Below are 24,947 nucleotides of genomic sequence, written 5' to 3'. Positions count from 1 at the left end.
TTGAAGGCAAAGATTACACACGGCCTTCTACAAGGCCGTGAGTTCTCTAATAAGGTGTTAGATTACCTTAATCAGCTTCGTTACGGAAAAATTGAGGATCCTTTCGGATGGAATTTCATTGTTTAATTTAGTATATATCAACAAAAAGACCTTCTTAATCCGGAAGGTCTTTTTTTATGCTTTGCTCTAGAAAATCAATTATCCTATCGAGGTCTTTTGGCTCAAACCAAGTTGTATTACCATACTTCTTAAACCACGTTATCTGCCTTTTGGCATAACGGCGTGAGTTCTGCTTGATTTTATCCACTGCTTCTTCCAAAGATATCTTTCCATCTAGATAGTCAAAAAGCTCACTATAGCCTACCGTCAGCAGGGCCGGCTTATGACGATAAGGCCTGAGCGCATTTACTTCATCCAACAGCCCTGCCTTCATCATCTTATCTACCTTTGATTAATTCGTTCATAGAGCTTTTCTCTGTCCATATTTAATCCTACGGTGATGATGCGGAAAGGTCTTGCTTGGGTCTGTCTCCTCTGGAAGAAGGAAATGGGATGGCCCGTAGCTTCATAGACCTCCAAAGCTCGGATGACGCGCTGAGGGTTATCTGTATCTGCTACGGCATAATATTCAGGATCTATCTCTTTGAGCTTCTTTTTCAGGGGTTCCAAGCCATGCTCTTCAAAAGTGCGGTTCAGCGCCTCTCGGATACCTTCGGGAGCTTTCGGAAGGTCGTCCAGCCCTTCGCATACCGCACGTACAAAAAGCCCCGACCCTCCCACCATGACCACCACATCTTTGGTTTGGAAAAGTTTATCCAGAAGTGTGAGGGCATCACGTTCGAAATCTCCTGCAGAATAGTCTTGCTCTATGGAGTGAGAACCAATAAAATGATGCTTGACAGCTTTCAACTCTTCGGTATCCGGCTTTGCTGTACCTATGCTCATCTCCCGATAGAACTGCCGTGAGTCTGCCGAAACAATTTCTGTCCGGAAATGCTGGGCCAATAAAATAGCCGTAGCTGTTTTGCCTACAGCTGTAGGCCCCACCACTACGACTAAAGTTTTCTTATTTTCTGTAGAAGATAACATCAACGATTAATAGTCGTCCTCTCCAAAGCCGAATTCCTGCTGTTCGTCTTCTCCTTCTTCCTCTTCATCTTCCATTACATCGTAATCGTCTTCTTCATCCACCCCATATTGTTCGGCCGATTCTTCTTCAATATAATCTTCGTCTTCGTCCTCTAAATCTTCCGATAGCGGGAAATTAGCCGCAGGAGCCAACTTTGGTGCCTGTCCTACAGAACGGAACACCGAAGGGTATTCTTTTCCTTCTTCCTCTTTAAGAATCTTGATTAATTCCACGTGGAAATCATATGGCCTGTCAAAATTGTAGATATAATAAAACTTCTGATGTGGGTCTTCGATAAACTTACTCAGACGGATATCTTCCATAATCAATACACCTGCTTCCTTTTTACGTTCGGCAGGAAGGTGAGCGATTTCCGTTCCTTTTTTCCACTGATCATTACTCACATAAAATGATGAAGGTACCTCCGGATTATATCCAGTAGTTTTGTGTATCTGTCGGTGTAAATCCAAGAATGTACCTTTAGCAGGCATATCTATATCGCGATACACATCTTCGTAATCTTCGAATGCTACTCTAAATCTGTAAACTGCCATATGCTATCAATAGACGTAAGTCTGTTTTGGTTTGTTGTATAAAATTATAAATTATTTCGTTGTCTCTAAAGACAATATTTGCTTGGGCTCTATATTCATGGACTTGGCCTTTTCCAACATAAACTCGTAGGCCGCTTTACGTTCGTTAGGGATTTCCCCTTCGAGGATAGCCTCCCGGATAGCATTCTTGATGATACCCACCTGTCTGCTTGGTCCCAATCCAAAAACATGCATAATATCCTCTCCACTTACTGGCGGCTGCCAGTTGCGTAGGTGGTCACGTTCTTCCACATCTTTGAGCTTCTGCTTTACCAACTCAAAGTTTTCGCGGTATTTTTTCTTCTTATACTCATTTTTTGTAGTCACGTCTGCATGACATAGCAACATCAATGCATCAATGTCGTCTCCGGCCTCAAAAAGCAACCTACGTACAGCCGAGTCAGTCACAATATCTTGTGCCAGCACGATAGGTCTTAAATGCAGCTGTACCAGCTTCTGTACAAACTTCATCTTCTCATTAAGAGGTAACTTCATTTCGGCAAAAAGCTTGGGCACCATACGTGCTCCTTTCTCCTCATGGCCATGGAATGTCCATCCTATACGTTTGTCAAAACGTTTGGTGACCGGTTTGGCAATATCGTGCATGATAGCCGCCCAACGCAACCACAAATCGTCCGACATCTCGGCTACATTATCCAATACTTCCAATGTATGATAGAAATTATCCTTATGCCCTTTGCCGTCGATATATTCCACCCCGTGGAGATTGGCCATGGCTGGAAATATATAATGCAAAAGCCCCGTATCGAAAAGATATCTAAATCCTATAGAAGGCTTAGGCGCTAAAATAATTTTATTAAGTTCGTCGGTGATACGTTCCTTAGAGATAATCTTGATGCGCTCCTTATTATACACAATAGCTTGGATAGCCTTCATGTCGATTTTGAAGTTGAGCTGTGTGGCAAAGCGTATGGCGCGCATCATCCGCAAAGGATCATCAGAGAAGGTTTGGTTAGGATCTAACGGTGTACGAATAATTCTATTTTCGATGTCCGAAAGACCTCCAAATGGATCTAATAACTGGCCGTAGGTGGCGCTGTTCAAAGAATAAGCCATAGCATTGATGGTGAAGTCCCGGCGATTTTGATCATCCTGCAAGGTGCCATCCTCCACGATAGGCTTTCGCGAATCCCTACGGTAAGACTCTTTACGTGCTCCTACGAACTCAACATCCAATCCTTCGTACACTAACATGGCTGTCCCAAAAGATTTGTAGACGGCAACCTTCGTGTGTAATTGTTCGCCCAATTTGGTAGCAAACTCGATACCCGAACCGATTACCAAAATGTCTATATCATTCTTAAAGGGACGCCCCATAATTCTATCGCGCACATATCCTCCAATCACATATACTTCTGTGTTTGTTTTATCTGCTAAATCTCGGATGATAGAAAATATCGGATGTTGTAATTCTTCACTCATAACGCACGTATAGGTCCTGCCAACCTATTTCCATTGGCAAAAATACTTAAATAAAAAGAGATACCGAAAATAAACGGGCTTCTGCCTTACCTGTTAATCTTTATCCTTAGAAAGTTTGTGGAAAGACAACGGGTTCTCTAACAGTTCGCTAAGTTCGCGTCTGTTTCGTACAATATGTATAGCGGCAAAAATAGCTTCCAAGAAAGACTCATGAGACGCCATGTTCTTCCCTGCGATATCATATCCTGTGCCGTGGTCCGGCGACGTACGTACAATAGGTAGCCCCGCAGTAAAGTTTACTCCTTTTCTGTTGGCAATATGCTTAAATGGGATTAACCCCTGATCATGGTACATGGCCAATACCCCATCAAACTTCTTGTAGGTGCTTCCAGCAAAGAATCCGTCGGCAGGGTAAGGCCCCATACATAGAATTCCCTCTTCTCTCGCCTTCTCTATAGCCGGAACAATAATGTCATTGTCTTCATGACCGATAACGCCGTTGTCTCCGGCATGAGGGTTAAGCCCTAATACGGCAATCTTAGGCTTTTGGATCCAGAAGTCTTTCTTCAGCGAGTCGTTCATAAGACGTAGCTTCTTAAGGATTGCCTCTTCCGTAATGTTTGTTGCCACTTCCTTCACCGGAATATGTCCTGTCACCACGCCGATACGTAGGTCTTCACACAGCATGAACATCAACACGTCATCCGCATTGGTACGGCTCTGAAGGTACTCGGTATGTCCAGGGAAATTGAAGCTCTCGCTCTGAATATTATGTTTATTAATAGGCGCTGTCACCAGCGCATCTATCTTGCCTGCCAAAAGATCGTCTACCGCTCTCTCCAAAGAGATGAAAGCATACTTGCCACCAATCTCATTTTCCTCTCCCAGCGTAATTTTGACATCTTCCTGCCAGCAGTTTATCAAATTAGGACGTTTAGGATTAGCTTGATCCACATCGTTAATAACGTTGAAGCTAAAGTCCGTAATATTATTTGCTTTACGATGAAATGAAGCATTCTTGGTATTACCATAGACTATGGGTGTAAAATAATCCAACACACGATTGTCCAACAGGGATTTGATAATCACTTCGAACCCTATACCGTTTAAGTCTCCTACGCTAATACCAATTTTATATTTTTCACTCATCTTTATGGCAATTTTTAGTAACCAAAAATAGGAAAAAATAAATAAAGTAGAAGCTCCTTAGCCAAGTATAGTTTATCAGACTTTCATAATAAAAAATTCTTTTTACATTATTCTGCTTTTTACTTAGTAATTTTGGCCTATAGAAATTAGCATGAGTACAGTACGCGCAAAAAAACATTTAGGGCAACACTTTTTGAATGACAAAAATACTGCTAAACGCATAGCCGATGCGTTAGACCCTTCCTTAGGTTTCACCCAAGTATTAGAAGTAGGGCCCGGCATGGGCGTGCTGTCCGACTTTCTTTTAGAGAAAGAAGAGTTTGAAACGTTTTTGATAGATATAGACGACGAATCCATCACTTACCTACAGGATAAATATCCCCAATTGGGAGACAGACTTATCCATGGCGACTTCCTGACATTGGATTTCAACCAATACTTCGGGGAGAAGATGGCCGTTATAGGTAACTATCCTTACAACATCTCGTCACAGATTCTATTCAAAATATTGGAAGAAAGAGACCGGGTGATGCAGATGGCGGGCATGTTCCAGAAAGAGGTAGCTCAACGTTGCGTAGCACAGCCCGGCACCAAAGAGTATGGCATCATTTCGGTATTTTTACAGGCCTATTATGATGTGGAATATTTGTTTACGGTAAAGGCGGGAGCGTTCAATCCTCCTCCTAAAGTACTTTCGGGCGTAATGCGCATGACACGCAACAACGTCACCGACTTGGGATGCGACGAAGCCCTCTTCTGGAAGGTGGTGAAAGCAGGCTTCAACCAGCGTCGCAAAACATTGCGCAATGCGTTGTCCTCCATCATCACCAAAGATAAAATGAGCAACAACCCGTTATACGACCTTAGAGCTGAACGATTGACAGTACAGGATTTTGTTGATTTGACCAACGATATCGCACAGACTAAATAAAATAATAAACCTCCGAGAAGGCATGAATATCCTTATAGTTGACGATGTACATTCCATCCTTTTGGACAAGTTTGATCAAGCAGGAATAGCCTATAGCTACCAGCCCGAAATCACACGCAAAGAGGCTGAAGAAATTATTGAAGATTATTCAGGCCTTATCATCCGTTCCAAATTTCAAGTCGATGAAGCTTCATCAACTGTGGTAAAACACTGAAACTTATCGGCAGGGCTGGCGCGGGAATGGACAACATAGACGAAGAATATGCTGCAGCAAAGGGAATTCAACTTTTTCCAGCCAATGAAGGTAACTGTGACGCCGTAGGAGAACATATGATAGGCATGCTACTGAGTTTGATGAACAACCTCTTCCGTAGCAATACCGAAATACGGCAAGGGCTGTGGCGCCGCGAAGAAAATAGAGGTTACGAACTTAAAGGAAGAACCGTAGGTCTTATAGGTTATGGCCACAATGGCAGAGCCATGGCCAAGAAACTTTCCGGCTTTGACGTGAAGGTTTTGGCATACGACAAATATAAGACAGCATTTTCCGATGCCTATGCTCAGGAAGCAACCATGGAGCTTATTGCTTCTGAAGCAGACATTATAAGTTTTCATATCCCTTTGACCAAAGAAACAAAAGGAATGGTGGATGACAGCTATTTGGAACAGTTTCGGAAGCCTATTTTCTTCCTTATGGGTGCCCGAGGCCCTATAGTGGATATTCCTTCTATTCTAAGAGCTTTGGATAAAGGAAAAATCTTAGGTGCTGCCTTCGACGTGCTGCCCGTAGAAAAATTCCCTAAACTTGCAGAACAAGAATGGTATCAGGATTTGATTTCCAGAGACAATGTCTTATTGAGTCCTCATGTTGCAGGGTGGACCTTCGAAAGCTATTTCAAACTATCGGATATCCTAGCCGACAAGATTATTGCTTACCTGAACAGCCAATAGACAAATAAGATATTGTAAGACCAGAATGAGATCCAAGAGATAGACTCTCAAAAAAGACGCTCCTTCTTTGAAAATGACGGTTCTGAAGAGAATCAAAACCAATACGTCACATCCAATCAGGCTAAGACGTACCGAAAGCATAGTAGGCATGAACCACACAGCCCAAAGGTGCAATAAACCTAAGGCATAACACAAACCTATAGCACGCTCCTTGCCCAAAGCTAGAGGAACAGTCTTCAGATGATAATATGAGTCCTGCGACATATCGCGTATATCAAAAGGTAAAGTAACCAACAACATAAATAGAAACTTGCTGGCCAGCAAAAATGTCAATAGAGAACCATCCAACGTTTCAGAACCTGACTTAGCCTCTACAAAAACTAATCCTACGGTGCTCAGCGTCCATATCAGTGCAATATGAAATATCTTCAGGTAAGCCATATGCCTAAAACCTTTGCGAACTCCATTGATATTAAAAACAGGAAGCACATACGCCAAACTTAGCATGCCGATAAAGAGGAGGAAAAGAAAGGTCATCCCATGTACCTGCAAAAGAGCATAGCCCATCGAAAGGGCAGCTACCAAAGATAAAATCCAAAATACCGGCATATTTCCAAACACCCATCTGGTCCTCTCGTACGGAGACTCTTTATAGCGTTGAGGTTTGGAAAGCCAAAGACTCAAATTATATAGCAAAAGAGTAGATGAAAACTCCAAAATAACCACATGAATATTGTATGGGACACCAAAAATCTGATAGCTTAACAGCACCTGTGAGGCGGCAGCCATAGCTATCAAAAGATTAGTAAAAATCAAAAATTTCCATACTCTTTTTACAATATTCATAACAAAAGGGTGTTCCCGCAGAACAAATATTACAAATTATATATACTTACTATTAGCATATAATCACAAAAAAAATTAAATTAGTCACTCAGTAAGCCATTTTTTCTTAATGAAATAAATTAATGGCAGGATTAGATAACTATTTTATATAAACCTATAGAAATTTTTAAATAAAGCGATGAGTTTTCAGATTAAAACTTTTGAAGAGTATCAAGATGCTTATAAAAGAAGTGTCGAAAATCCGGAAGAATTTTGGGGAGATATAGCTAATCACTTCTTTTGGAAAAGAAAATGGACTAAAGTTCTAGAATGGAACTTTACCGAACCCAACATCAAATGGTTTATTGGTGGTAGATTAAACATTACAGAAAACTGTCTTGACAGACATATCTATAAAAACGGCGATACTCCTGCTATCATCTGGGAGCCTAATGATCCTAGTGAGGCTCACCGTATCCTGACGTATCGTCAATTGCTTGACAAGGTAGAGCAATTTGCCAACGTACTGAAAAACAACAACATCAAAAAAGGCGACCGTGTATGTATTTATCTACCGATGGTTCCTGAATTGGTTATTGCCGTATTAGCTTGTGCTCGCATAGGCGCTATCCATTCGGTAGTATTCGGTGGATTTTCAGCTCAATCTATCGCGGATCGCATCAACGACGCACAATGCAAATTGGTCATCACTTCAGATGGAGGATATCGTGGTGCTAAAGTATTGGAATTAAAATCCATCGTGGACGATGCCTTGATGCAATGTAATTCGGTAGAACGCGTAATAGTACTGACTCGAACACGTACTCCGGTATCTATGATCAAAGGCCGAGATGTGTGGTGGGAAGATGAAATCAAGAAGGTAGAGACGCAAGGTAACCCTCCTTGTCCTGCAGAAGAGATGGATGCGGAAGACACCTTGTTCATACTTTATACATCAGGTTCTACCGGTAAGCCTAAAGGTGTAGTACATACCACTGGTGGCTATATGGTATATACAGGCTATACTTTTGCCAACACCTTCCAATATCAGCCAGGCGAAGTGTACTTCTGTACAGCTGATATCGGGTGGATTACAGGACACAGCTACATCATCTACGGGCCGCTATCGCAAGGCGCTACCTCTCTCATGTTTGAAGGTATCCCTACTTACCCTGATGCAGGCAGATATTGGGATATTGTAGATAAGTATAAAGTAAACATTCTCTACACTGCTCCTACAGCCATACGCTCACTTATGGCTTACGGTGACGAGTTTGTAGAATCCAAAGACCTTTCTTCATTACGTGTATTAGGCTCGGTAGGAGAACCTATCAATGAAGAAGCTTGGCACTGGTATAAAGAAAAAGTGGGTAAAGGCAAATGTCCTATTGTCGACACATGGTGGCAGACAGAAAACGGAGGACACCTTATTACCTCTATTGCAGGGGTAACACCTGAAAAACCAGGATACGCCTTACTACCTCTTCCTGGTATACAGCCATGCCTTATGGACGAAAACGGCAATGAACTTCAAGGCAACGACGTTTCGGGCAACCTTTGTATCAAATTTCCATGGCCAGGCATGTTGCGCTCAACATGGGGTGACCACCAACGTTGTAAGCAGACATACTTCTCCACTTATGAAAACATGTACTTTACAGGTGACGGCTGCTACCGCAGTCCGGAAGGCTACTACCGCATCACCGGTCGGGTAGACGATGTATTAAACGTATCCGGACACCGTATCGGTACCGCGGAGGTAGAAAATGCTATCAACATGCACTCGGATGTGGTAGAATCCGCTATAGTAGGTTACCCGCACCCGGTAAAAGGTCAAGGTATCTATGCTTATGTCATTGCCAACCACCATATCAATCCGGACCAAACACGTCAAGATATCCTTCAAACGGTGACCCGCCTTATCGGCGCTATCGCAAAACCAGACATCATACAGTTTGTGACGGATCTTCCAAAAACCCGTTCCGGAAAAATCATGCGTAGAATCTTACGCAAAATCGCCGAAAACGAATTAGATAATCTGGGAGATACCACAACACTTCAAGATCCAACCGTTGTGGAAAAAATCATCGAAGGTGCTAAACAATTAAGAAAATAAATTCTTATAAATAGAACACCGGGGAGAATAAAATTCCCCGGTGTTTTTCTTTACCTGTCTTTTAAAGGAACTAATAAAATTTTATTAAATCCCCCATAAGCAACATAAAATTGGATTAATAGCACAGAAAAACGGTATTTTTTATTATTTTTAGGAGGTCAAAAATCCTAAAAAAGAGTAAATGCTATTAACTGTATTATCCGGACTTATATTATCTGTTGTACTTATTTTCTTTGGAAAAGCATTCACCAAGAAGCTTGGCATTCTTTTGCCTTTACTTCCTACTCTGCTTTTCGGATATTATATTCAACTATTTCCCGTCATTTCTTCGGGAAAGTCCTTAATACAAAATATCAGTTGGGTTCCTTCATTGGGTGTGAATTTCGACTTCCATTTGGATGGACTTTCATTACTCTTTAGCCTTCTCATTACAGGAATAGGAAGCTGTATTTTCTTTTATGGCAGAACCTATCTCAAAGGACACCCCTATTTTGACCGCTTTTTTGGCTATTTGCTGCTTTTCATGTCGGCCATGCTGGGGGTAGTGCTATCGGACAACCTATTGCTATTATTTATATTCTGGGAGTTGACCAGTATCAGTTCCTTTTTCCTGATTGGCTTTAATAATCAAAATCAGGACTCTCGCAAAAGTGCCATCACAGCATTGAGTATTACCGGATTAGGAGGATTATTCCTATTCGCGGGGTTAGTACTCATAGCACACATTGGTAACACTTATTCTATTTCGGAACTTATAAGCAGAAAGGATATATTACTGAATCATAATTTATATCCTCTTATCGTAGGCTTGTTATTCATAGGTGCCTTTACAAAGTCGGCCCAGTTTCCTTTTCATTTTTGGCTTCCCGGCGCGATGAAGGCCCCCACACCGGTATCGGCCTATCTGCATTCGGCTACTATGGTCAAAGCAGGGATATATCTCTTGGCTCGCTTCACCCCTATACTTGGAGGAACTACATATTGGAGCTATACATTGATAGCCGTGGGAGGTATCACCATGCTATACGCGGCAATTCATTCCTTATTCAGAGTGGACATGAAGGCTATCTTGGCTTATACTACCATCTCTGCCTTAGGAGTACTGACCTTCCTCTTAGGATTAGGGACCAAGGAAGCTTTAATAGCAGTCTCGGTATTCATTGTAGCCCATGCTCTATATAAGGCTACACTTTTCATGGTAACAGGAATTGTGGATCACGAAACACATACCCGCGATATCACCCAACTGAGTGGTCTACGTAAGGTATTATTCCCAGTGGCTATAGCCGCATTTTTGGCGGCACTTTCCAGTGCGGGATTTCCTTTCCTCACGATAGGATTCATTGGTAAAGATCTTATCTATGAAGCTACCTTACATTATGGCATAAAAGAATGGATTTGGATATTAACAGGTTTATCCATTATCACAAATATAGGTCTTGTTGCTGCGGGATTCATGGCGGGTATAAAACCTTTTATGGGCCCCCTACCGTCGCAATACGCATCTATCCATCTTCCATACAAAAGTATGTGGATACCTCCTCTCCTTTTAGCCTTAGGAGGAGTTATTTTTCGGGTCTTTTCCCAAACTTATTGGCGGAAAGCATTACTAATGCAACTGTCTCTGCCATGTGGGGAGAAGTTCTAACATCTCACCTACACTCGTGGCATGGCTTCACACTCATCTTCGGGTTAAGTTTAGCTACCCTCGCTGTAGGTACACTTGTATATCTTGTCAATAAGCCGAGTCATGCTAAGCTTAATGCCATGGAGAAACTAAACCGCATATCTCCGCAAAATATTATTACTGGCTTTGCAAACACAATCCTACACTTTGCATCCTCATTCACAAACCTGTTTCATAATGGTTATCTACGCTCGTACCATACTAAAATCATCCTTTTTGCTGAGTTGCTGTTAGGATATAGATTATGGATGAGCGGTCCTATTACGGTGTCGTTCTGGGATTTGACATATCCCGATCTTTATGAGATAGCGATAATTTTCATTCTCATTGGGGCGACATATATTGTGTTGACAACCCCATCACGTCTTACGGCTGTCGTCGCCATGAGTGTAATCGGATACTGTATTTGTTTGATTTTTGTAATCTACAGTGCTCCCGACTTGGCTATGACACAGTTTACCATAGACACTTTGACGACAGTACTTGTTTGTTTTGGTGTTGTATAAGCTTCCTCCTTTCATCAACTTAACGAGGAGTTCCATTTTGGTGAGGGATGCTATTGTAGCTCTAAGCTTTGGCGTCATCCTTTCTTTAGTGGCATTAAAAGTTTGGTCTGAGCCTATTTCGGCAGAAATATCGAAGTTTTATGGTGAGAACGCTTATCTATTAGCCAAGGGAAAAAACGTGGTAAACGTCATATTGGTGGATTTCCGCGGTATAGATACCATGTTTGAGACGGTAGTGTTAAGTATTGCCGCATTGGGTGTGTATAGTTTGATACGTTTACGTTTAAAATCATCAGAAAAAGAATAGCATGAAAAGTCCTATATTATTAACGGCTTCTAAATATTTACTTCCCATACTTTTATTGTTCTCTTTTTTCTTACTATTGAGAGGGCACTATTATCCGGGAGGCGGTTTTGTGGGAGGTTTAGTAGCATCCATTGCTTTTGTCCTTCACAGCTTTGCCTTTGGCACGGAAGCCACGATGAAAATCCTTAAGAGAAAACCTCTTTCACTAATTCCTACGGGTCTAGCTATTTCAGCCCTTAGCGTAACCATCCCTATACTCTTTGGACTACCTCCGATGACAGGTTTGTGGCTGGAAGAACCTATTCCATTTATCGGTCATGATAGGATCATCCCTCTTCTTTGATCTGGGGGTTTATCTGGTAGTGATTGGAGTAGTGTTGACCATTCTGTTTACCATTTCACTCAACAATCTGGAGGAAAAGAATTAATGGAGTTCTTTTTAGTCATATTAATAGGATTATTTTACGGAGCGGGAGTGTACCTTATTCTCCGTCGCAGCATGGTAAAATTACTGTTGGGAATCATGTTTTTAGGTACCGGAGCGAATATTTTGATTTTTCTGTTAGGAGGAATCGTAAAAGGGAAACCTCCAGTTATCGACGAGACAGCAAAGATGTTTCAGGATATATATGCCGACCCTATACCACAGTCGCTAATCCTAACCGCCATCGTGATTAGCTTTGCGTTGACGGCATTTGCCATTGTGTTGCTGAAGCGGTTTTACGCTTTAGCAAATACCGACGATTTGGATGATCTTAACACACCGGAGGAGGAGGATATATGATTGATAATAATATCTTAGGACCGGTATTTATCCATTTGTTTACGGGAATTCTTCAGCTTATAGCATGGAGGAAGACCGTCACGCAACGGTTTATTAGCGGCATAGGCTCCTTCTTAGGGGTACTGATAGCAATCCGTCTTTTTACGAAAGTAAATAGTGACGGCATACTTACCCTTAATGCCGCCAATTGGGATGCTCCTTTCGGCATTGTGTTTGTTGCGGACCTATTGAGTAGTACATTAGTGCTCATCACCTCTATTGCGGCTTTTGCCGTATCTCTTTTCTCTTCTACAGGTATAAGCCGCCAGCGCATGCTGTACGGATATTTTCCTATATTCCATTTTCTCGTCATGGGTCTTAACGGGGCCTTCCTTACGGGAGATATCTTCAACCTGTATGTATGGTTTGAGGTCATCATCATCTCTTCGTTTGTGCTGATGACTTTGGGAGGAAGGAAGACACAGCTGGAAGGAGCCGTAAAATATATGGCGTTGAATATCTTGGCTTCCACCTTCTTTCTGACAGGAGTAGGTATTCTTTACGGCATCACCGGCTCGTTGAATATGGCGGACCTTTCGGAAAAAATAAAAATGGTCAACAACCAGTTTCTTGTGGGCATCACGTCTGCTTTCTTCCTTTTAGGGTTCGGCATCAAGTCGGCCGTATTCCCGCTGTATTATTGGTTGCCATCCTCGTACCATACACCTCCTTCGGCGGTGGCTGCTACCTTCGGAGGACTACTCACAAAAGTGGGTATATATGCGATGTTGCGTGTTTTCAGCCTCATATTCATTCCGGACGATTTTACCAAGCAACTTTTGATGGTGCTGGCTGTGCTGACAATCTTTACAGGAAGCATGGGAGCACTCATCAAGCTCAACATACGCCGCCTCTTTTCCTACCTTATTGTCTGCCACATAGGTTTTATGATTGGCGGAATAGGCATGTTTACCAAAGTCGCATTAATTGGAACGCTGTTCTATCTTTTCCACGACATTCTGGTGAAAACCAATATGTTCTTAATTGCTGGACTAATACGTCAGATGCGCGGTACTATGGACCTCAAATCATTAGGTGGATTATATGCACAATATCCGAAAATATCTTTACTCATCGTGCTGGTCTTATTCTCTTTGGTGGGCATCCCTCCTTTATCCGGCTTTTGGCCTAAGGTATTTTTGATAAAAGACGCTTACGCCCATGGTGAATACGCCTATATCTTTGCACTTATATTAGGTAGCTTTGTTACCCTATTCGTCATTGCGCGCATGTGGTCTGAGGCTTTCTGGAAAAATGTTCCCGAAGGAAATGAATTGGAAGACAAGTTCGAGCCCATGCCTTTGGCACGCAAAATCCTATTGGTACTTCCTATAGGAATTTTAGCGTTGGTGACCATTTATATAGGGTTGAACGCAAACTTTGTAATTACGTTGGCCGATAACATCGCTGACCAATTGATTGACACGAAGCCTTATATTGAGGCTGTACTTAAACAAAAACAAAATTAAAGGTATGATTAAACAGTTTTTGATGAATCTCTTGCTGTCCTTCATCTGGGTGGCGCTTACAGGTTCGATGTATTATACCAATTTTGTATTCGGATTCATGCTCGGGTTCGGCATACTATGGATCATGAACCGCAACGAAGGAGACCGCAGCTATTTCTATAAGGTTCCTCGTATCATAAGCCTTGTCTTTTATTTTATTTGGCAGATGATAAAAGCCAACCTTCAGGTTGCGTACGATGTGATTACGCCACGTTATTTTATGCGTCCGGGAATAGTAAAATTTCCTTTAAATGCCAGGACAGAAACAGAAATAAACCTACTTTCAATGATGATATCCCTCACACCAGGAACATTGATATTGGATATAAGTGAAGACCGAAAAACTATGTACATTCATGTCATGTATCTGGATAATCCGGAAAAATTTGTGAGAGAGATGAAAACAGGGTTAGAACGACGATTATTGGAGGCATTACGATGACATTAGAAACATATTTTGACTATTTTATCCTGCCGATTCTGACCATATCGGTGATATTGGTATTCATCAGGCTTATAAAGGGTCCTAAAGTGGTAGACCGTGTTATAGCCTTGGATCTTATTATCACCATAGGTATTGGCATCATTACTATTTTTACGATACGTTCCAATCAGAAAGTCCTGTTGGATGTAGCCATCATGTTGGCTCTTATAGCCTTTTTAGGAACTGTAGCCTTTTCATTTTACAATAGAAAAAAAAGAAGATGATTGATATTCTAATAGCTATATTAAGTACGATAGGAGCATTTGCTATTTTCTTTGCTTCTTTGGGTATACTGCGTATGCCGGACTTTTATTTACGTTTGTCGGTGACCGTAAAAGCAGCCACCATGGGGGTTGGCTTGCTGCTGTTGTGTGCCGCTATTATCTTTCCTGACATTTCGGTGAGTACTAAGGCTTTGGCCATCACATTTTTCCTAATCATCACCTCTCCTATTGCAGCACATATGATTGGCAGAGCAGCCTATTTTACAGGCACCCCACTATGGAAAAATACGATCATCGATGAGCTGGCAGGTATGTACGACAAAGAGAACCATAGGCTGAGAAACAGTGACGAAATGCCGGAACCGCAGGGAGAAGAAGATCAAATCGCAGACACCGAAGAGGAAACTAAATAAGTATCCTTACGCGTTAATCTTCTTCCTTATCAAAGGATAGATAAAAACGGCGCCTAAGACAATAATTGCACCAGCATAGAAGCCTAGACTCATCTTTTCGGTACTACCTAGGATGAAGAAAGCCAAGATAATGCCGTATACCGGTTCTAAGTTATTTACCAAGCTACGGTGAAAGCACCCAGATTTTTCATCACGCAACGCCCATCACATAGCTAACGCCGTACAGATACTTCCCAAGATAAAGACAAAGACAAAGTCACTGACATTCAGAGCCATGTCAGCATTAAAACCACCGGAAAATAGCATAACTATAGACAATCCTATCAGGGCTCCAAACATTTCATATTGCGTAATGATACTGGGCTCAGTAGTCTTCACGAGCTTGCTGTTTAAGATGGAAAAAATACTGGCACAGGCTGCTGCCGCCAACCCCAGCAATATCCCTAACCAATATTGAAATTCAAATTTGAAGATAAGATATATCCCCAAAATGATGATAAGCCCTACTATGACGTCTCCTATTGAAAGCTTTCGCCTATAATAAATAGGCTCTAAAATAGCAGTAAAAAGTGTCATGGAAGAAAGTGAGACCAATGTCACAGATACTGTAGACACCTTGATAGCTTCAAAAAACAAATACCAATGCAAGCCTACAAGCACTCCAATACCCATAAACTTAAGCATCTGACTAGCTGGTACCCCTACACTTTTCTTGGCTATCCAATGATAAACTGCCAAAGTCGCTCCCGCAATCAACACCCTATACCAAACCAGCTGCAAGGCGGGAATAGAAATCAGCGATCCCAAAATTCCGGTAAATCCCCAGATAAGCACCGTAAAGTGAAGCGTTAGTAAACTACGGTGACGTTCAAAAAAATTCATAAGTAAACTATTTCGGTGCCTTTTTAAGTAGAACCAAGGCTAAGACTAAAAATATTATACTCGGCGTAAGCACTGCCAGCAACGGAGGAAATCCGGCCTTCAACGAAAACATTGTAGTAAACTGATTGAGTACCAAATAGGTAAAACTCAATCCTATACCTATTCCCAAACTCAATCCTATACCTCCTCTAACCTTCTTCGAAGAAAGGGCTACCCCCATTAAGGTAAGGATAAATGCAGCAAATGGCGTTACCCAACGTCTGTATCTTTCCAGCAGAAGGTCCGTCATCATCCCTGTTCCACGGATTTCCTCCTTGCGTATACGTTCGTTGAGCTCCTTCGTCGTCATTGCCGTAAAAACATTCTCATACACTTCAAAATCGCGTGGACGCATATCCAAAGTAGTATCACGACGATCGCCTTTTTCCATCTTCTCTTTCAAGCCGTCAATGATACGATTGGTATAGTTTTCTATCCTCCACTTATTGGTTGTGGAATCCCACACCACACGGTCAGCCATCAGTTTTTCCTTCAGCTCCAGACCATCAAATTTTTCCAACACGAAATTATAACCAATAGATAGACGTGTATCAAAGTTGTCGATATACACATAGGTAGCACTATCAATCTGCATATGTGTCGATGCAGTGTTATGACTCACCTTATGCGGCTTGACATATACATTTTCGAAATTGACCTTTATACGATTGGTAGCGGGAAGAATCCACAGGTTTGAAATCAAGGTGAAAGCAAAAATGAGGAAAGCTCCAATCATGTAAGGCCGTAACATACGGTTGAAGCTCATCCCCCCACTCAAGATAGGAACTATCTCTGTTTGGTCTGCCATCTTCGATGTGAAGAATATCACCGCAATAAAGTTTATCAGCGGGGTCAACATGTTTAAGAAGAAAGGAACAGAGCCCAAAGCGTAGTATCTGAAAAGCACATCGGAGAAGGATGCCTTATTCTTCAAAAAGTCATCCAGCTTTTCCGAAACATCAAAAATCACTATGACAACAATAAATATGGCCACCGTAAAGATAAAGGTGCTCATATATTTCTTGAAGATATAGCGATCAATGATATTCATTGCTCCAAAATAAATAGTTATGATGAAAGTAAAAAACTTTAGAGCCTTTGGTCTAAAATTTTAACCATTTTTTCTTTCCAGTCGTAGAAGGTGCCTTCAACGATTTTCTCTCTAGCCTGCTTTACTAACCACAGATAGAAATGCAGGTTGTGCAACGACGCTATCTGAGCTCCTAGAATTTCCTGCGACTTGATCAGATGGCGCAAGTAAGCTTTGGAATAGACACGGTCTGCCAAGAGATCACTTTCGGCATCTATAGGTGAAAAGTCGTCTTTCCACTTCTCATTTTTGATATTTATAATACCATTTCTTGTGAAAAGCATGCCATTACGTGCATTACGTGTAGGCATCACACAGTCAAACATATCCACGCCCAAGGCTATATTTTCCAGAATGTTCACCGGTGTACCTACTCCCATAAGGTAGCGGGGTTTATCCTCCGGCAAGATGCTGTTTACCACTTCTGTCATGGCATACATCTCTTCCGCTGGTTCTCCCACAGAAAGACCTCCTATAGCATTCCCTTCCCTATTGAAGGAAGCAATGACTTCTGCCGACTTTATACGCAGGTCCTTATACACAGATCCCTGAACTATAGGAAATAAGGTCTGCTCATAACCGTACAGGGGTTCTGTGCTGTCAAAACGGTCACAACAACGCTTCAGCCAACGATGGGTCATATCCAATGAGCGCTTAGCATAGTTATAGTCACAAGGATATGGCGTACATTCATCAAAGGCCATGATGATGTCTGCGCCAATGATTCGCTGGGTGTCCATGATCATTTTCAGGGGTAAAGAGGTGTTTTGATCCGTCTATATGTGAACGAAATGTCACTCCCTCCTCTTTGATTTTACGTACTTCGGTAAGCGAATACACTTGATAGCCTCCCGAATCCGTAAGAATAGGCCTCTCCCATCCATTAAACTTATGTAGTCCTCCGGCTTTCTGGAGCACCTCCAAGCCTGGCCTTAGATACAGGTGATACGTATTTCCCAAGATGATCTGTGCTTGAATATCGTTGACAAGCTCATGCTGGTGCACAGCCTTCACCGTCCCTGCCGTTCCTACGGGCATGAAGATAGGAGTCTCTATCTTTCCATGCGCTGTCTCTATTACCCCTGCCCTTGCTTTGGAGAGTTTATCTTTAGCCTGAAGCGTAAATTTCATATAGTTGTTTAAATTCGTCTGCAAAAATACTATAAATATTTTACCCTACCTCATTTGGTTGATTTTATTAGGAATTATTGACGTTTTCACTGAATATTAGAAAATATCATTCTATCTTTGAATCTTCGTATGGAATGGGATCTTAACATAGTTATCAAAATATCGTACGTCCTTTACGGCATATTAGGGTTATTTTTACTAATCCAGCTGTATTATATCCTTTTTGTGTACAGCAAGTTGGCTGCCTATAAGGTAAAGTCTTATAAGGATTCCGAGCATCAGCCTCCCGTTTCCGTCATCATTTGTGCGTACAACGAAGAAGAAAATCTTAAGCAGTTTCTACCTTCCGTTTTGGAGCAAGATTACCCTCAATTTGAAGTTATCGTCGTCAACGACTGTTCACAGGACGACACCAAATGGGTATTGAAAGAATTTTCTGCCCAATATCCGCACCTTCGTGTAGTAGATATCAAAGAGAATATACGTCTCAAAAATTCAAAGAAGTTTGCTCTCACTCTAGGTATTAAAGCTGCCAAGTACGAACATCTGATTATGACCGATGCGGACTGTCAACCCAATAGCAGCCAATGGCTAAGAGAAATGGCCGGAGCCTACAGCGAAGGTAAAGAAATCGTTTTAGGATATTCGCCATACTTCCGTCGCGCGGGATTCTTGAACAAGCTTATACGCTTTGAAACCACCCATACGGCTATGAGTTATCTTTCCTACGCTCTTAAGCGCAATGCTTATATGGGAGTGGGAAGAAATCTTTCTTACCTGAAATCCCTCTTTTTCCGAGGAAAGGGCTTCAACGCTCATATGCACATCAAATCGGGTGATGATGACCTTTTTGTCAACCACAATGCCAACAAGACAAACGTCAATATTGCCATCCATCCGGATGCGCACGTATATTCCGTACCGAAAGATAGCTGGAGAAGTTACTACAAACAAAAGGGTCGTCATGCTGGAGCTTCCGTCTTATACAAAAGACAACATAAACGCATGCTGGCAAGACAGTTGCTCAGTGCTCTACTCTTTTATATTATGCTTATAATCTGCCTCAGCATCTATCCTAATCTATGGTTTGTAGGTGCAGGTATGTTTGTCTTCCGATACATCTGCCAGTTATTCGTTTTTGTACCTATATACAAGAAGCTTGCTGTCAAGGATTTGATTTGGTGGCTGCTCATTTTGGATGTGTTTTATTATTTTTACATCTGCATTAACGGCATATTCAACCGTAAGAAAACTCAAAAAACATGGAAATAGCATATAGCTTTTCCGAATACGTCAAATCATAAAATAAAATACCGTGGATCCTACAGTAGATATCATTTATAAATATTTTCCTAAGCTCACAGAAAGACAGAAAGAACAATTTGCACAGCTTGAAGAAGTATATCCTTTTTGGAACGATCAAATTAACGTCATTTCCAGAAAAGATATAGGAAGTCTTTATCTAAAACATGTATTGCATTCTTTGGGAATCGCCAAGTTTGTTACTGAGTTGAAACCAGGTACTCGCATCTTGGATGTAGGTACAGGTGGAGGCTTCCCCGGCATTCCGTTGGCTATACTTTTTCCGGAAGTGCAATTCCACTTGGTAGACTCTATAGGCAAAAAGATTAAGGTTGTCCGTGAGGTGGCTGCAGCTATAGGACTTACCAATGTGGAAGCCGACCATATACGCGCCGAACAATTGGACTACAAATATGATTATGTGGTTTCAAGGGCTGTAACAAGGCTGGCCGAATTTCTTCCTTGGGTAAGGAACAAATTTGAAAAGAAAGATAAAAATGGCATTCCTAACGGAATTCTATACCTTAAAGGAGGCGATCTCACAGAAGAAATCAAAGAAGCCAAAGTCAAAGCCGAACTTCATGCCCTCTCAGATTATTTTGAGGAGGATTTCTTCGATACCAAATATGTGGTTTATATTCCGATTTAAAATATTACTTATAAGAAATAAAAAATTGGGGCTGCATCAAAAGGTGCAGCCCTAACTTTTTAGCTTCAAGCTTATTTATATAGCTGATTGAACAGCATTTTGAAGGTGGCATGCGCCTGTGCTCTGTTGGTGATCTCCGGGCCTATCGCCACAACCTTCCCCTTGCCTAATGTCGCCACTACACCTATATGGGTATCCTTCAGATAATGCTGACCGTGAGCCCAACCACTCAACAAAGGCTTATCCGTACTGATCTTGCCCAATGAATAAACCTGTCCCGATTCTCCAATCCTGAAAACCGGACTGTTGTTGAAGACAATGTTTACCTGTGCAGGCATACCGTAGTTCTCAGGCTTTGACACATCTATATCTGCTCGAAGGATACTGGTAGGTATATAGTATTTGTTGCTCGGAAGAGGCACTTCCTTTCCTTCTTCATTACGCTCTACCAACGGATTCGTAACACCAATATTCAGTCCGTAAACCCATGCACTGGACGATCCTATCGTGATAATCTTGCCGCCCTTCTCTACATATTCTTTCAAAACCCCAACTGACTTATCCCTGCTCAGTTCCCCTAACATATGTCTGTAGGCTTCCGGCACCAATGATGCTTCAGGCTGTCTACTACGATAGCCGCCCCCATCTCCCGTAGGGATACCTTGACCCACGAATATCAACACGTCGAAATCATCAATCTTTCGGCTGTCGACATCCTGTGGAAAAAACTGACGGTACTCGAAACCGTACTGCTCGAAAATCCACCGTACCCAACCCGAAGGCATAGAGCCTCCATAATAGTCGTAAAGACCTATCTTAAGCTTCTCTATAGGCTTCAGACGTGATGACTTTACCGTGGCACCCCTAGCACGAACACCGTACTCTCGGGCTACCTGCACAACGATATCTCGCCCCCTAGGTTCCACAAAAAAGTCCTTGCTCTGCTCATCTCGATAAACTCTATGGCCCGACTTCAAAAGACGATTGATTGCAATAAAGCTATCGTTGGACTGCGCAGGAAGAATATAGCCTACCTTTGAAACCGAAACTTCTACCGAAGGGGCTTTCAGCAGCTCTCCATATGGCTTACGCTCCAAGGGCGTCGTAATATCCTCGTATATACGGTCATACTCTACACCCATTTGCATGGCCAGCGTCCAGCCAGCAGCATCGTAGGGACGTACAGGAGGACCACCCGGATATTGGACATCATGAGGGTGATCCTGCGGCTCGAACATATCCAGTATCTGAGGACGAAATGCTTGGTTCGTCTTCACCACAATACTGTTCTTAGGATATCTCTTTCCTCCGTAGGTGAAGTCTGAAGTACTCTGGTATACATAAACCCCTCCCTTAATCAGCGCATTCACAAATTTAATCGCCGTGCCAAAGTCAGGCTGGTCGGCAGAGATGATATAACCCCGTGGGTCGCGATTCGACGGATTCTTGTACACCGACTCGTAGTAGCTGTCCGGGATAATCTTCGAACGGTAATAGCCTGTAGGCTCTTTCTTAGCCTCTTTCCCAGACTTGACCGCCTCATCATAGCTACGCTCCATGGCCTCCGCAAACTTAGGATATTTGGTCCAATGGTCGCGGCTGCCACGCTCGATGGAGTTCTTGCCCATCTTGTAGAAATTGTACAACAGCTGATCTCCATTGCGTGCAGCGTAATCCAGAATAGCAAAGTTCAACGACACCGAATAATCGATGGATTGCCTGAAGTGCCATTTCTGTGGATCTACAGGGTTGGGTAGTCCGTTCCGGGGAATCTGACGCTCCGCAACGGCCGGAATCACCGAAGGGGTAGGGTTGCCCGTGATCTCTGTCAGAATACCAATCATATTACGGAAATAGGGTGCAGTACGCAAGCCGCCGTTCCACCACGTCGAAAATGTCGACTGGTCTAGACGTACATATCCCGGCTTGTCCTCCACGTTAAGACGATTGATCATCGCTGCCCCTACCCCGTCGATGCCCGTTATCAGGAGGGGATCGAAAACGTGGTTGAATGGATCCCGGTATGGAGGACCTGCCACTATCGTCCCATCAGGAGAGGTCTGGTGGTGGTTATAGATAATTTGCGGTAGCCAGTCTATATACATCACTTTCGCCAAGTTCTCCGTCTCCTTCAGGTTGAACATGAAGTAATCTCGGTTGTTGTCATGTCCTACGTACTTGTGGTACAGCACCGGGATGTGCATATTACGCTTCTCCTTATCCTCATACTGCATGTACCAGTCTGCAATAAGATCCTGACCATCAGGGTTTACGTGCCACATCAGGATGATAACCTTGTCTAGATAACGCAAGATCTCCTCATCATTGCGACTGGTCAGCTGGTAAAGGGTTTCTATCAGCTGATGCGACCCTACAGTCTCATTGGAGTGCATCCCGCCATCAATCCATACTACTGGCTTGCCTTCTTTGGCCAGTTGTAAGGCCTCCGAATCCGTAAGACCTTCCGCGCGGCCTAGACGCTGCGAAATGCCGCGGTATTTCTCGATATGTTTCAAATTCTCCGGTGAAGAGACAATCAACAGATACTGCTTACGTCCCTCTTCGGTAAGGCCCGCCTCTCGGATGAGAACACGGTCAGACTCTTGCGCTACCTTAAGAAAGTAGCTCTCCATCTGCTTGTAATTGGCCAGCATATAATCATCACCTATCCGGAATCCGAAATGGCGCTCAGGACTCGTAACCTGCTGTGCAAATGTAGCCTCGCCATACGTCGCCAAAAAAAGAGTAATCAGAGGCACTAATATTTTTCTTCTCATAAGCTTTTGTTATAGGATGGTCACTCCCCCGAAGGAGGCCACAACAAACTTTAATTATTTCCCTTCAATAGGCCGTTTGTTGGATATTTTCATACTAAAAATCACCCAGCAAACAGCCATGGATATTACCTATTTCTTATTTTTTACATATTTCTCTAGCCACTGGTGTTGTTCCCAAAATGTATGAAGAACACCTTCACGACTTCTATAACCATGGAATTCTTTAGGCAACATCACTAAGCGTACTATACCTCCATGACCTTTAATCGCCGCATACAGACGTTCACTCTGTATTGGAAAGGTTCCTGAGTTCTCATCGTCCATACCATGTGTAAGCAACAAAGGTCTCTTGATCTTAGGAGCATAATTAAACGGGGACATCTTATCATAGGTTTCTTTTGCTTCCCAATAGGTACGTGCCTCTCCTTGGAAACCAAAAGGGGTGAGCGTACGGTTGTAGGCACCACTACGTGCTATACCTGCAGCAAAAAGATCCGTATGTGCCAGTAGGTTAGCCGTCATAAAAGCACCATAAGAGTGTCCTCCCACACCTATCCTATCGCGGTCTACGACTCCCATCTCCGCCACATAATCAATCAATGCTTCCGCATTATCTTTGATTTGTTCTACGAAAGTATCATTTGGTTCGGCTGATCCCTCACCTACAATAGGCATATCGGCCTGATCGATTACCGCATAACCTTGCGTCACCCAATATACCGGTGAACGAAAAGCTAAACGCGGGAATTTATGAGGGGAGCCTTTCACCTGACCTGCCGCTTCCTTAGTTTTGAATTCTCGAGGATATGCCCAGATGAATGCAGGTAGGGGCGTATCGCCTTTTTTGAAGTTTTCAGGAAGATATAGTACTGCTGAGAGGGTGAGGCCGTCCTTCCTCTTGTACGACAGCAGCTGCTTCTTAACATTTGCAAGGCTTGGATATGGATCTGCAAAGTCGGTAATCTTCTGCTCTTTCTTATTCTTCAGGTTGATGGCAAAAACAATTAGGGGCATCTTTGGCCGACTCTCTAGACACATACACCACTCCCGTATTGTTAAAAAAGAGCGGCTCCTCATAATATCCTCTTTTTGACTTATATAAAGTATCCTGACGTCCGTTGTTGACATTCCACTTCATCACAAAAGGTCTATCACCTTCGGGAGATGCCCCTTGGCCTTTTGTGAAGACAGCTCCCTTGCCATCTGTTAATAAGAATCCTTTTTCATTCTTGATGAATGTTCCCGGATCGGTATAGGTATCTTCGGACTTGCGTGTTGATAAGACTCGAATCACTTGGTTTGTTGTCGTATTCAACAAAGTAAGTTTTGACGATCTGTCCTTTCTCCAGTTTTCTCCCACAATGGCAAATCCATCACCCCATTCAATACTACGGATGCGGTAGTTGCCCGAATAGATTTTCTGTGCACCGGAAAGGTCGAAGGGTGCAGCAAGCTCAAACAGTTCATCACGAACATCCGATTTCACATTAGGATTACCCTTATCCAAGGCCTGCACAAAAATCAATGAAGCGCCCTTATCTTTACGCCATTGAAAATCACGAGGGCCATCCAATACCGCATCAAAACTGCTTGGCAGTTTGTCCGCCAACGGAAGCGTATAAATATCTTTCACCTTCGAGCCAGTAGAGGAATAAACCGAAACTTCCGAAGGGAATAGATGTATAGGAACTAAATATGAGTAAGGCCTTACCACTTTCTGTATCAGCAGATATTGTCCGTCAGGAGAATAAGATACTGATTTGAACATACCTTTGACACCTAAAGGTCTAGCATTGCCGGACAGGTCAACCAGAACCAACTCGGAGCTAAGATAATATTCCATTACCCTTTCGTCATAAGCGTTGGAAAGCAAATTCTGGTATGTCCTGGAAGGAGTAATACCTCCTAGGTTTTCCTGCACCACAGGACCTGTGGGTACTGGGTTTTGTACCGGCACCTCTCCTCTGCTGGTCACTACCTGCTGCACG

At 42.7% G+C, this 24,947-nt stretch carries 24 protein-coding genes and 3 pseudogenes; 15 read left to right on the top strand and 12 right to left on the bottom strand.

The window, feature by feature from the left end; translation table 11 throughout:
* Nucleotides 1–154 precede the first annotated feature (154 nt).
* The 4 genes and pseudogenes from miaA to pdxA all read right to left on the bottom strand — a co-directional run bounded on the left by miaA (nucleotide 155) and on the right by pdxA (nucleotide 4,314).
* Nucleotides 155–1,089 (bottom strand): annotated as a pseudogene (miaA, locus tag SD31_RS00135) (tRNA (adenosine(37)-N6)-dimethylallyltransferase MiaA).
* A gap of 6 nt (nucleotides 1,090–1,095) precedes the next feature.
* On the bottom strand, nucleotides 1,096–1,683 hold the full coding sequence (locus SD31_RS00130; protein ID WP_039052667.1) for an IS1096 element passenger TnpR family protein: 588 nt from the start codon (nucleotides 1,681–1,683) through the stop codon (nucleotides 1,096–1,098).
* A 51-nt stretch (nucleotides 1,684–1,734) separates the two neighbouring features.
* Nucleotides 1,735–3,165, bottom strand: a complete 1,431-nt coding sequence (locus SD31_RS00125) for a CCA tRNA nucleotidyltransferase (RefSeq protein ID WP_039052666.1) — start codon at nucleotides 3,163–3,165, stop codon at nucleotides 1,735–1,737.
* Between the two features lie 93 nt (nucleotides 3,166–3,258).
* Nucleotides 3,259–4,314, bottom strand: coding sequence for a 4-hydroxythreonine-4-phosphate dehydrogenase PdxA (pdxA, locus tag SD31_RS00120; RefSeq protein WP_039052665.1), 1,056 nt, complete (start codon nucleotides 4,312–4,314; stop codon nucleotides 3,259–3,261).
* 151 nt (nucleotides 4,315–4,465) lie between these two features.
* Between pdxA and rsmA the strand changes: the two genes are divergently transcribed.
* The 3 genes from rsmA to SD31_RS00110 are packed head-to-tail and all read left to right on the top strand — an operon-like array spanning nucleotide 4,466 to nucleotide 6,196.
* A complete protein-coding gene (gene rsmA, locus SD31_RS00115) occupies nucleotides 4,466–5,245 on the top strand; it encodes a 16S rRNA (adenine(1518)-N(6)/adenine(1519)-N(6))-dimethyltransferase RsmA (RefSeq protein WP_039052664.1) in 780 nt (259 codons plus the stop codon).
* A 22-nt stretch (nucleotides 5,246–5,267) separates the two neighbouring features.
* Complete coding sequence (locus SD31_RS17760; protein WP_231560971.1) at nucleotides 5,268–5,459, top strand: hypothetical protein; 192 nt, start codon at nucleotides 5,268–5,270, stop codon at nucleotides 5,457–5,459.
* A 26-nt stretch (nucleotides 5,460–5,485) separates the two neighbouring features.
* Nucleotides 5,486–6,196, top strand: coding sequence for an NAD(P)-dependent oxidoreductase (locus SD31_RS00110; protein ID WP_231560970.1), 711 nt, complete (start codon nucleotides 5,486–5,488; stop codon nucleotides 6,194–6,196).
* On the opposite strand, the gene SD31_RS00105 is transcribed toward SD31_RS00110, so the two are convergent.
* Complete coding sequence (locus tag SD31_RS00105; RefSeq protein WP_039052663.1) at nucleotides 6,158–7,042, bottom strand: hypothetical protein; 885 nt, start codon at nucleotides 7,040–7,042, stop codon at nucleotides 6,158–6,160. The genes SD31_RS00110 and SD31_RS00105 overlap by 39 nt on opposite strands.
* Before the next feature lie 178 nt (nucleotides 7,043–7,220).
* Between SD31_RS00105 and acs the strand changes: the two genes are divergently transcribed.
* From acs to mnhG, 10 genes are all read left to right on the top strand, one after another.
* Nucleotides 7,221–9,137, top strand: a complete 1,917-nt coding sequence (acs, locus tag SD31_RS00100) for an acetate--CoA ligase (protein WP_039052662.1) — start codon at nucleotides 7,221–7,223, stop codon at nucleotides 9,135–9,137.
* Between the two features lie 181 nt (nucleotides 9,138–9,318).
* Nucleotides 9,319–10,785 carry a proton-conducting transporter membrane subunit gene (locus tag SD31_RS17755; RefSeq protein WP_231560969.1) on the top strand — a complete coding sequence of 489 codons (1,467 nt, stop codon included), beginning with the start codon at nucleotides 9,319–9,321 and terminating at the stop codon, nucleotides 10,783–10,785.
* Complete coding sequence (locus SD31_RS17750) at nucleotides 10,767–11,330, top strand: hydrogenase subunit MbhD domain-containing protein (RefSeq protein WP_231560968.1); 564 nt, start codon at nucleotides 10,767–10,769, stop codon at nucleotides 11,328–11,330. The genes SD31_RS17755 and SD31_RS17750 overlap by 19 nt, the downstream gene beginning before the upstream one ends.
* Before the next feature lie 40 nt (nucleotides 11,331–11,370).
* A complete protein-coding gene (gene mbhE, locus SD31_RS17745; RefSeq protein ID WP_231560967.1) occupies nucleotides 11,371–11,637 on the top strand; it encodes a hydrogen gas-evolving membrane-bound hydrogenase subunit E in 267 nt (88 codons plus the stop codon).
* 1 nt (nucleotide 11,638) lies between these two features.
* Nucleotides 11,639–11,980, top strand: coding sequence for an MnhB domain-containing protein (locus tag SD31_RS00090; protein ID WP_231560966.1), 342 nt, complete (start codon nucleotides 11,639–11,641; stop codon nucleotides 11,978–11,980).
* Between the two features lie 84 nt (nucleotides 11,981–12,064).
* Nucleotides 12,065–12,421: an NADH-quinone oxidoreductase subunit K gene (locus SD31_RS00085; protein WP_039052661.1), complete on the top strand. Its 357-nt coding sequence runs from the start codon at nucleotides 12,065–12,067 to the stop codon at nucleotides 12,419–12,421.
* Complete coding sequence (locus SD31_RS00080) at nucleotides 12,418–13,929, top strand: proton-conducting transporter membrane subunit (RefSeq protein ID WP_039052660.1); 1,512 nt, start codon at nucleotides 12,418–12,420, stop codon at nucleotides 13,927–13,929. Before SD31_RS00085 ends, SD31_RS00080 begins: the two co-directional genes overlap by 4 nt.
* Nucleotides 13,930–13,933: 4 nt before the next feature.
* Complete coding sequence (locus SD31_RS00075) at nucleotides 13,934–14,410, top strand: Na+/H+ antiporter subunit E (protein WP_039052669.1); 477 nt, start codon at nucleotides 13,934–13,936, stop codon at nucleotides 14,408–14,410.
* Nucleotides 14,407–14,676 carry a monovalent cation/H+ antiporter complex subunit F gene (locus SD31_RS00070; protein WP_039052659.1) on the top strand — a complete coding sequence of 90 codons (270 nt, stop codon included), beginning with the start codon at nucleotides 14,407–14,409 and terminating at the stop codon, nucleotides 14,674–14,676. The genes SD31_RS00075 and SD31_RS00070 overlap by 4 nt, the downstream gene beginning before the upstream one ends.
* Nucleotides 14,673–15,089 (top strand): monovalent cation/H(+) antiporter subunit G, encoded by a 417-nt coding sequence (gene mnhG, locus SD31_RS00065; RefSeq protein WP_039052658.1) that lies wholly within the window; start codon nucleotides 14,673–14,675, stop codon nucleotides 15,087–15,089. Before SD31_RS00070 ends, mnhG begins: the two co-directional genes overlap by 4 nt.
* Before the next feature lie 6 nt (nucleotides 15,090–15,095).
* On the opposite strand, the gene SD31_RS20430 is transcribed toward mnhG, so the two are convergent.
* The 4 genes and pseudogenes from SD31_RS20430 to tgt form a co-directional block, all read right to left on the bottom strand.
* On the bottom strand, nucleotides 15,096–15,251 hold the full coding sequence (locus SD31_RS20430; RefSeq protein ID WP_316929693.1) for a hypothetical protein: 156 nt from the start codon (nucleotides 15,249–15,251) through the stop codon (nucleotides 15,096–15,098).
* Between the two features lie 42 nt (nucleotides 15,252–15,293).
* Complete coding sequence (locus SD31_RS00060; protein WP_316929692.1) at nucleotides 15,294–15,971, bottom strand: EamA family transporter; 678 nt, start codon at nucleotides 15,969–15,971, stop codon at nucleotides 15,294–15,296.
* A 7-nt stretch (nucleotides 15,972–15,978) separates the two neighbouring features.
* On the bottom strand, nucleotides 15,979–17,061 hold the full coding sequence (locus tag SD31_RS00055) for an LptF/LptG family permease (RefSeq protein ID WP_039052657.1): 1,083 nt from the start codon (nucleotides 17,059–17,061) through the stop codon (nucleotides 15,979–15,981).
* A 38-nt stretch (nucleotides 17,062–17,099) separates the two neighbouring features.
* A pseudogene (gene tgt / locus SD31_RS00050) lies at nucleotides 17,100–18,231 on the bottom strand (tRNA guanosine(34) transglycosylase Tgt).
* 129 nt (nucleotides 18,232–18,360) lie between these two features.
* Between tgt and SD31_RS00045 the strand changes: the two are divergent.
* Together SD31_RS00045 and rsmG are read left to right on the top strand one after the other, a co-directional pair.
* Complete coding sequence (locus SD31_RS00045; RefSeq protein WP_052258481.1) at nucleotides 18,361–19,503, top strand: glycosyltransferase; 1,143 nt, start codon at nucleotides 18,361–18,363, stop codon at nucleotides 19,501–19,503.
* A 43-nt stretch (nucleotides 19,504–19,546) separates the two neighbouring features.
* Nucleotides 19,547–20,182: a 16S rRNA (guanine(527)-N(7))-methyltransferase RsmG gene (rsmG, locus tag SD31_RS00040; protein ID WP_039052656.1), complete on the top strand. Its 636-nt coding sequence runs from the start codon at nucleotides 19,547–19,549 to the stop codon at nucleotides 20,180–20,182.
* A gap of 71 nt (nucleotides 20,183–20,253) precedes the next feature.
* On the opposite strand, the gene SD31_RS00035 is transcribed toward rsmG, so the two are convergent.
* From SD31_RS00035 to SD31_RS16785, 3 genes and pseudogenes are all read right to left on the bottom strand, one after another.
* The gene (locus SD31_RS00035; protein WP_039052655.1) at nucleotides 20,254–22,959 is read right to left on the bottom strand and encodes a M14 metallopeptidase family protein; all 2,706 of its coding nucleotides are present in this window, start codon (nucleotides 22,957–22,959) and stop codon (nucleotides 20,254–20,256) included.
* A 129-nt stretch (nucleotides 22,960–23,088) separates the two neighbouring features.
* Nucleotides 23,089–23,973 carry an alpha/beta hydrolase family protein gene (locus SD31_RS14550; RefSeq protein ID WP_052258480.1) on the bottom strand — a complete coding sequence of 295 codons (885 nt, stop codon included), beginning with the start codon at nucleotides 23,971–23,973 and terminating at the stop codon, nucleotides 23,089–23,091.
* Nucleotides 23,936–24,947 (bottom strand): annotated as a pseudogene (locus SD31_RS16785) (S9 family peptidase); the annotation flags it as partial. The pseudogene SD31_RS16785 and the gene SD31_RS14550, both read right to left, overlap by 38 nt.

The sequence above is a fragment of the Sphingobacterium sp. T2 genome (assembly GCF_000814685.1).
Classification (GTDB): Bacteria; Bacteroidota; Bacteroidia; order Sphingobacteriales; family Sphingobacteriaceae; genus Sphingobacterium; species Sphingobacterium thermophilum.
This window is presented reverse-complemented; position numbering and strand designations above follow the sequence as displayed.

Bases quoted from the DNA above. Each gene is read 5' to 3' on its own strand.
- SD31_RS00130 (WP_039052667.1), bottom strand. From the start codon at position 1,683: ATGGCAGTTTACAGATTTAGAGTAGCATTCGAAGATTACGAAGATGTG.
- SD31_RS00125 (WP_039052666.1), bottom strand. From the start codon at position 3,165: ATGAGTGAAGAATTACAACATCCGATATTTTCTATCATCCGAGATTTA.
- pdxA (WP_039052665.1), bottom strand. From the start codon at position 4,314: ATGAGTGAAAAATATAAAATTGGTATTAGCGTAGGAGACTTAAACGGT.
- rsmA (WP_039052664.1), top strand. From the start codon at position 4,466: ATGAGTACAGTACGCGCAAAAAAACATTTAGGGCAACACTTTTTGAAT.
- SD31_RS17760 (WP_231560971.1), top strand. From the start codon at position 5,268: ATGAATATCCTTATAGTTGACGATGTACATTCCATCCTTTTGGACAAG.
- SD31_RS00110 (WP_231560970.1), top strand. From the start codon at position 5,486: ATGGACAACATAGACGAAGAATATGCTGCAGCAAAGGGAATTCAACTT.
- SD31_RS00105 (WP_039052663.1), bottom strand. From the start codon at position 7,042: ATGAATATTGTAAAAAGAGTATGGAAATTTTTGATTTTTACTAATCTT.
- acs (WP_039052662.1), top strand. From the start codon at position 7,221: ATGAGTTTTCAGATTAAAACTTTTGAAGAGTATCAAGATGCTTATAAA.
- SD31_RS17755 (WP_231560969.1), top strand. From the start codon at position 9,319: ATGCTATTAACTGTATTATCCGGACTTATATTATCTGTTGTACTTATT.
- SD31_RS17750 (WP_231560968.1), top strand. From the start codon at position 10,767: ATGTGGGGAGAAGTTCTAACATCTCACCTACACTCGTGGCATGGCTTC.
- SD31_RS00090 (WP_231560966.1), top strand. From the start codon at position 11,639: ATGAAAAGTCCTATATTATTAACGGCTTCTAAATATTTACTTCCCATA.
- SD31_RS00085 (WP_039052661.1), top strand. From the start codon at position 12,065: ATGGAGTTCTTTTTAGTCATATTAATAGGATTATTTTACGGAGCGGGA.
- SD31_RS00080 (WP_039052660.1), top strand. From the start codon at position 12,418: ATGATTGATAATAATATCTTAGGACCGGTATTTATCCATTTGTTTACG.
- SD31_RS00075 (WP_039052669.1), top strand. From the start codon at position 13,934: ATGATTAAACAGTTTTTGATGAATCTCTTGCTGTCCTTCATCTGGGTG.
- SD31_RS00070 (WP_039052659.1), top strand. From the start codon at position 14,407: ATGACATTAGAAACATATTTTGACTATTTTATCCTGCCGATTCTGACC.
- mnhG (WP_039052658.1), top strand. From the start codon at position 14,673: ATGATTGATATTCTAATAGCTATATTAAGTACGATAGGAGCATTTGCT.
- SD31_RS00060 (WP_316929692.1), bottom strand. From the start codon at position 15,971: ATGAATTTTTTTGAACGTCACCGTAGTTTACTAACGCTTCACTTTACG.
- SD31_RS00055 (WP_039052657.1), bottom strand. From the start codon at position 17,061: ATGAATATCATTGATCGCTATATCTTCAAGAAATATATGAGCACCTTT.
- SD31_RS00045 (WP_052258481.1), top strand. From the start codon at position 18,361: ATGGAATGGGATCTTAACATAGTTATCAAAATATCGTACGTCCTTTAC.
- SD31_RS00035 (WP_039052655.1), bottom strand. From the start codon at position 22,959: ATGAGAAGAAAAATATTAGTGCCTCTGATTACTCTTTTTTTGGCGACG.
- SD31_RS14550 (WP_052258480.1), bottom strand. From the start codon at position 23,973: ATGCCCCTAATTGTTTTTGCCATCAACCTGAAGAATAAGAAAGAGCAG.